This is a genomic window from Nitrospiraceae bacterium (genome assembly GCA_021373015.1).
GTDB lineage: Bacteria > Nitrospirota > Thermodesulfovibrionia > Thermodesulfovibrionales > UBA1546 > JAJFTJ01.
In genome coordinates this window covers 1-6,466 of sequence record JAJFTJ010000019.1, presented here as the reverse complement: position 1 = coordinate 6,466, position 6,466 = coordinate 1, and the positions used below count along the sequence as shown (strand labels likewise).

Sequence of the window (6,466 nt, the reverse complement as noted above, 5' to 3'; positions counted from 1 at the left end):
GTGGAAGGGCCATCGCTCAACGGATAAAAGGTACGCCGGGGATAACAGGCTGATCGCGTCCAAGAGTTCACATCGACGACGCGGTTTGGCACCTCGATGTCGACTCATCGCATCCTGGGGCTGAAGTAGGTCCCAAGGGTTCGGCTGTTCGCCGATTAAAGCGGTACGAGAGTTGGGTTCAGAACGTCGTGAGACAGTTCGGTCCCTATCTGTTGTAGGCGCAGGAGACTTGAGAGGAGCTGTCCTTAGTACGAGAGGACCGGGATGGACGAACCTCTAGTGTTCCGGTTGTCACGCCAGTGGCAATGCCGGGTAGCTATGTTCGGATGGGATAAACGCTGAAGGCATCTAAGTGTGAAGCCCACCTCAAGATTAGGTCTCCCGGGGAGCAATCCCCCTTAAGGCCTGTGGTAGACTACCACGTTGATAGGCTGGAAGTGTAAGTGCTGTGAGGCATTCAGCTAACCAGTACTAATAGGCCGTGCGACTTGACCCTTATTTATTCCTTCTGTTGTCAAAGGCTTGGGATAAAAAACTCGAAAAAGTTTTAATCCCCTCAGCCGATACCCTTGTCATATTCAAAAAAGAGTGTAGAATTAAATTAAGGACGCTCTATTATTATTTACAGGAAGCAGTATGAAAGAAAGAGATATATTTGAAGAGATATTAGATGTAGGTAAAAGGCGTGGGGTTCTCACCTACGATGAAATAAATGATGCATTACCCTCAGAGTATTTCTCCCCTGATGAATTAGAAGATCTTATGGACCTCCTCCAGGATATGGGAGTAAAGGTTGTTGATCAAGAAGAAGGTGCTGCTGCTGATGAAGAGCCAGAAGAGGAAGTAGAAGAATATGAAAAAACAGAAGACCTTGTTCAGGCTTACTTTCATTCAATGGGTGATATTTCTATACTTACAAGATACGAAGAAACAGAACTAGCAAAAAGATTGGAAGAGGGCAAGGCAATAATAAAAGCGGTTGTTATAGCATTGCCTATATACAAAAAAGGTGATGTAATATTTGAAGAAGAAGATGAACTTCTTTCTGAAGAAGAAAAGGCTGATGAACTGCTTCTCAGGACTTTAAACAGACTTGATGTTCTTGTGGCTTCTGTTAATCTAATAAACAGGAAAATCCCCAGCTATAATTCTTTGAAAGAAGTCAAGAAAGCCATAAATGATAAGAAAAATAAGGGAATAAACACAAAAAAGCTTGAAAATCTTGCAAAGGAAGTTCAACAGGAATACAAAAAAATAGAGTCTGAAATTGGCATTAAGGTCGATGACTTCAAAAAAACATGGGAACGTATTTCGAAAGCACGTTCACTTGTGATGGAGGCAAAAAACGAGCTGATAACCAGGAACCTCAGACTTGTTGTTAATATTGCAAAAAATTATATCGGCAGAGGATTGCCTCTTCTTGATTTAATACAGGAAGGCAATATCGGTCTTATGAAGGCTGTTGATAAATTTAAATATGAAAAAGGTTTCAAATTCTCTACATATGCTACATGGTGGATAAGACAGGCTATAACACGAGCTTTGATTGATCAGACAAAAACAATCAGAGTGCCGGTTCATATGATGGAGTTTTATAACAGAGTTACCAAGGCATCGCGAGAATTGACGCAGCAGCTAGGCAGAGAACCCTCCAATGAGGAGATAGCAAAAAGACTAGTTGTGCCAACTAGAAAAGTTGAAGAAGTTTTCAGAGCAATACAGGATCCTATTGCTTTGCAGACGCCTGTTGGTGACGAAGATACAGAACTTGAAGATTTTATTGGTGACAAAAATAGTCCTTCTCCTTATTCTGATGCGGAAAGAAATGACATTTCAGAACAGATGCAGCAGATATTGAAAACCCTTACTCCGAAAGAGGAGAGGGTAATAAGAATGAGGTTTGGTATAGGCGCTGATAGAGATCATACCCTTGAAGAAGTAGGAAGACATTTGTCTATAACTAGAGAAAGAGTGCGTCAAATAGAAGCAAAGGCCTTAAGAAAACTCAAGCATCCAAGCAGACTTAAGGCCCTTAAAATACTTTCAACTTAATTATTATTCAGTCCTAATACGTCATCACCAGTTTTTATATCTATCTCGCTTGTTCTGATAAGTGCAGTTGACGTAGAATTTTTTACATTAATAAGCTGAATTGTCCCTGTATATCTTGATTTTGTGTCTTTATCGTATGCGATAACCTTCAGCATATCACCAGTTTCAAGCCCATGGTTTTTGCCTTTATCAATAAATAAGATGTCAGACTGACCACCTATGTTTTTCTGAAATTGTATAGCTATTATAGATGCCTTTATATCAGGTTTCCTGGGATTGGCTTCTTCCATTACTGGTTCAACCTCATAATATTTATCAAGAAGATTACCTGTAACAATCTCATTGAATGCTTTTAATACCTTTGCTTTTGTAGCGCCATTGTCTTTCCCTATAATTTCAGCAATTCCTAGTACAGTTATAAGATTGCCAAGTTTTTCATTTGTCTTTGGATGTTTTATATATCCGGTAGAACGAATTATATAAAACTTATCACCAATATTTGCTGGAGAATCAGTCTTGATATAAATGTAGTCATTATCTCCAAATACAAGCCTTCCGGTAGGAGAACCTGTAATCTTGCCAACGCTTTTGATATCCTTTGTTATGTAGTCAGTAATGTACCCGCTTGAAAGTATAAGATTTGTGTCTGCAATATATTTTTTCTGTATAGGTTCGATTGTTTTTGCTGTGATCTGTGGTTTTTCTGTTTTTACTGTTTCTTCAGCTTTTGTTTCTGTTTCAGGAGCTGTTTCTTTAGCTGAAGTTGTTCCTGTGGTTTCATCTTGCTTTAAAAGATAAAGCGGAATTTTCAATATCTGTCCAGGGTATATTCTATCTGGATTTTTTATCCCGGGGTTTTCTTTCCATATTTTAGGCCACAAAAATGGGTCCTTCTCATTAAGCTCTTTAAAAGAGATATCCCATAGAGTGTCACCTTTTAAGATTTTATATTCTTTGTATTCTGTTGATTCTTCAGTTGTCTGACTTGATACTGTTGATGAGATAAATAAAGAAAGAATAAAACATACAGCAGATAGCAATATCTTCAAGCCTTTTTTCATCATAATCATCTCCTTGTATAAAGTTTCTGCCATATTATATTACAGTTTTAATTTTGTTGCTATACTTTTTGTCTATCATTTTTTTTGTTGATTGGTTAAAATACTCAAGGATTTTTTCCAAGGCTAAGAAAAATTACAAATATGCTTGACAAAAAAACTACGCTTTGGTAAGATTTCAAAGTTTTCCCGTAGAAAACAGCTTTTTGTAAAAATCATACACGGAGGATTTGTGCCAACAATAGCACAATTAGTAAAAAACGGAAGAAAAAGCGTATTGAATAAGACTAAAAGTCCTGCGCTTAAGATGTGCCCTCAAAAAAGAGGTGTATGTGTAAGAGTTTATACGACAACTCCTAAGAAACCAAACTCAGCTTTGAGAAAGGTTGCTAGGGTCAGGCTTACAAATGGGATGGAAGTGACAGCATACATACCAGGCGTTGGGCATAATCTTCAGGAACACTCAATTGTAATGATAAGAGGCGGAAGGGTTAAGGATCTTCCGGGAGTTGGATACCATATAATAAGAGGCACCCTTGATTCAATGGGTGTTGCAGATAGAAGAAGAGGGAGGTCCAAGTACGGGGCTAAGAAGCCTAAGTAATGGAATAATCAGATGCCAAGAAGAAGAGTTGCAGAAAAACGCGAAGCATTGCCAGATCCTAAATACAACAGCAAGGTTGTAAGTAAATTCATGAGCGTATTGATGGAAGACGGTAAAAAAGCTACAGCAGAAAAGATATGCTATGGCGCGTTTGATATTATAAAAGAAAAGACAGGGAATGACCCTCTTAAAGTATTCAAAACAGCACTTGAGAATTTAAAACCTGTTGTTGAGGTAAAACCGCGCAGGGTTGGCGGAGCAACGTATCAGGTGCCGGTTGAAATCAGGCCTCAGAGGAGAATGGCTCTTGCATTTAGATGGATGAGGAACTTTGCACGCGACAGGGCTGAAAAGACTATGAGGGAGAGGCTTGCTGGAGAAATAATGGATGCATTTAACAACACAGGTACCTCTATAAGAAAGAAAGAGGATACCCACAAAATGGCTGAGGCCAATAAGGCTTTTGCACATTATAGATGGTAAGAATAGTACAGGAGAAAGATTTTGTCAGAAAAATTATCATTACAAAACACACGGAATATTGGCATCATGGCTCATATAGATGCAGGAAAGACTACGACCACAGAACGTATCCTTTACTATACAGGTGTTACATATAAAATAGGCGAGGTTCATGAAGGCACTGCAGTCATGGACTGGATGGTCCAAGAGCAGGAAAGAGGAATAACAATAACCTCTGCTGCTACCACATGTTCCTGGAAGGACAACATAATAAATATTATCGACACGCCAGGGCATGTAGATTTTACAATTGAGGTAGAAAGATCTTTGAGAGTTCTTGATGGGGCAGTTGCAGTATTTGATTCAGTTGCAGGCGTTGAGCCGCAGTCAGAGACTGTCTGGCGTCAGGCTGATAAATATAATGTGCCAAGAATTGCTTTCATGAATAAAATGGACAGGGCAGGAGCGGATTTCTTTATGTGTGTAAACAGTATGGTTGATCGTCTTGGCGCTAATCCTGTTCCAATACAGATACCAATAGGTGCTGAAGAGAACTTCAGAGGGCCTATAGATTTAGTGAAAATGAAGGCAATATATTTCGAAGATGAAACACTCGGGGCGCAATTTGTTGAGGCTGAAATCCCTTCGGATATGAAATCCATTGCAAAGAAGTACAGAGACAAAATGCTTGAAGCATTGTCTGACGTAGACGAAAAAATAATGGAAAAATATCTTAGCGGAGAAGAAGCCACTGCTGAAGAGATAAGGGAAGCTCTTAGAAAAGGCACAATACAGCTGAAGCTTACGCCTGTAGTGTGCGGAACTGCATTCAAAAATAAAGGTGTTCAGCATCTTCTTGATGCGATTGTAGATTATCTGCCATCTCCTTTAGATATCCCTCCAGTTGTGGGTATAAAGCCTGGAGATGGATCTGAGGTTGTAAGAAAGGCTGATTGCAAAGAGCCTTTTGCAGCAATTGCATTTAAGGTTATGACAGATCCGTTTGTAGGACAACTCACATTTGTAAGAGTTTATTCAGGTATGCTTTCTGCTGGTTCATATGTTTACAATTCCACAAAAGATACAAGAGAAAGAGTTGGAAGATTGCTAAAAATGCATGCTAACAAGCGTGAAGAAATAAAAGAAGTTTCAGCGGGAGATATTGCTGCGATAGTTGGGCTTAAGAGCACTTTGACAGGTGATACTCTCTGCGATGAGAAATCGCCTGTAATACTAGAGGCAATGGAGTTCCCAGCTCCTGTTATATCGGTAGCTATTGAGCCAAAGACAAAGGTTGATCAGGAAAAGCTTTTTGAAGCGCTCGGAAAGCTTGCTCAGGAAGATCCTTCATTCAAGATATCATATAACGAAGAGACAGCCCAGACAATAATATCTGGAATGGGTGAACTTCACCTTGAGATTATTGTTGACAGACTTTTGAGGGAATTCAAGGTTGAGGCTAATGTTGGAAAGCCTCAGGTTGCATACAGAGAAACAATAAGGACAGCTGCAAAGGCAGAGGGCAAATTCATAAGACAGAGCGGTGGTCGTGGACAATATGGACATGTCTATCTTGAGGTCGAGCCCAGTGCTGGCAAGGGATTTGAGTTTGTTAATAAGATTGTTGGCGGTACAATCCCAAGGGAATATATACCTGCTGTAGAAAAAGGAATTAAAGAGGCATTGGATACAGGTGTTCTTGCTGGTTATCCAATGGTAGATATAAAAGTTACACTTTATGATGGTTCTTATCATGATGTTGACTCATCAGAAATGGCGTTTAAGATTGCAGGATCGATGGGTTTCAAGGAAGCATCAAGAAAAGCAAAGCCTGTTTTATTGGAACCTATAATGAGTATAGAGGTTGTAACCCCGGAGATTTATATGGGTGATGTAATAGGTGATCTCAACTCACGCAGAGGCAAGATACAGTCAATGGAGAAAAGAGGAAACGCACAAGTGATTCGTGCTGAGGTTCCGCTTTCAAGCATGTTTGGATATGCAACTGACATGAGGTCAAAGACACAGGGAAGGGCAACATATACAATGCAGTTTGCTCATTATGAAGAAGTGCCAAAGAGTATATCAGAGGCAATAATAGCAAAAGTAAAAGGTGAATAGATTGAGAAAATTTTATATAAGATTATATGGAGGCAAAAATGGCAAAGGCAAAATTTGAGAGGACCAAACCTCATTGTAACGTAGGGACAATAGGTCACGTAGATCATGGCAAGACGACCTTAACAGCAGCAATAACCAAAGTACTGTCATTTGCAGGCAGGGCGCAATT

6 protein-coding genes and 1 rRNA gene are annotated in these 6,466 nt (G+C 39.6%); 6 read left to right on the top strand and 1 reads right to left on the bottom strand.

All coding sequences use genetic code 11. The features are described 5' to 3' along the window. A 23S ribosomal RNA gene (locus LLF28_07870) occupies nucleotides 1-496 on the top strand; the annotation flags it as partial. A gap of 140 nt (nucleotides 497-636) precedes the next feature. Next, the gene (locus LLF28_07865; protein ID MCE5195344.1) at nucleotides 637-2,052 is read left to right on the top strand and encodes a sigma-70 family RNA polymerase sigma factor; all 1,416 of its coding nucleotides are present in this window, start codon (nucleotides 637-639) and stop codon (nucleotides 2,050-2,052) included. Here the strand turns inward: LLF28_07865 and LLF28_07860 are convergent. Then, nucleotides 2,049-3,116, bottom strand: a complete 1,068-nt coding sequence (locus tag LLF28_07860; GenBank protein MCE5195343.1) for a LysM peptidoglycan-binding domain-containing protein — start codon at nucleotides 3,114-3,116, stop codon at nucleotides 2,049-2,051. The genes LLF28_07865 and LLF28_07860 overlap by 4 nt on opposite strands. A 226-nt stretch (nucleotides 3,117-3,342) precedes the next feature. On the opposite strand from LLF28_07860, the gene rpsL reads away from it, so the two are divergent. The 4 genes from rpsL to LLF28_07840 all read left to right on the top strand — a co-directional run. Further along, entirely contained in the window at nucleotides 3,343-3,714 is a 372-nt protein-coding gene (gene rpsL / locus LLF28_07855) for a 30S ribosomal protein S12 (GenBank protein ID MCE5195342.1), read from the top strand. 12 nt (nucleotides 3,715-3,726) lie between these two features. Continuing rightward, the gene (rpsG, locus tag LLF28_07850; protein MCE5195341.1) at nucleotides 3,727-4,197 is read left to right on the top strand and encodes a 30S ribosomal protein S7; all 471 of its coding nucleotides are present in this window, start codon (nucleotides 3,727-3,729) and stop codon (nucleotides 4,195-4,197) included. A gap of 21 nt (nucleotides 4,198-4,218) precedes the next feature. Next, complete coding sequence (gene fusA, locus LLF28_07845; protein MCE5195340.1) at nucleotides 4,219-6,297, top strand: elongation factor G; 2,079 nt, start codon at nucleotides 4,219-4,221, stop codon at nucleotides 6,295-6,297. A gap of 38 nt (nucleotides 6,298-6,335) precedes the next feature. Then, nucleotides 6,336-6,466: GTP-binding protein (locus LLF28_07840; GenBank protein ID MCE5195339.1), on the top strand; the 131-nt coding region annotated here is incomplete at its 3' end.

Bases quoted from the DNA above. Each gene is read 5' to 3' on its own strand.
- LLF28_07865 (MCE5195344.1), top strand. From the start codon at position 637: ATGAAAGAAAGAGATATATTTGAAGAGATATTAGATGTAGGTAAAAGG.
- LLF28_07860 (MCE5195343.1), bottom strand. From the start codon at position 3,116: ATGATGAAAAAAGGCTTGAAGATATTGCTATCTGCTGTATGTTTTATT.
- rpsG (MCE5195341.1), top strand. From the start codon at position 3,727: ATGCCAAGAAGAAGAGTTGCAGAAAAACGCGAAGCATTGCCAGATCCT.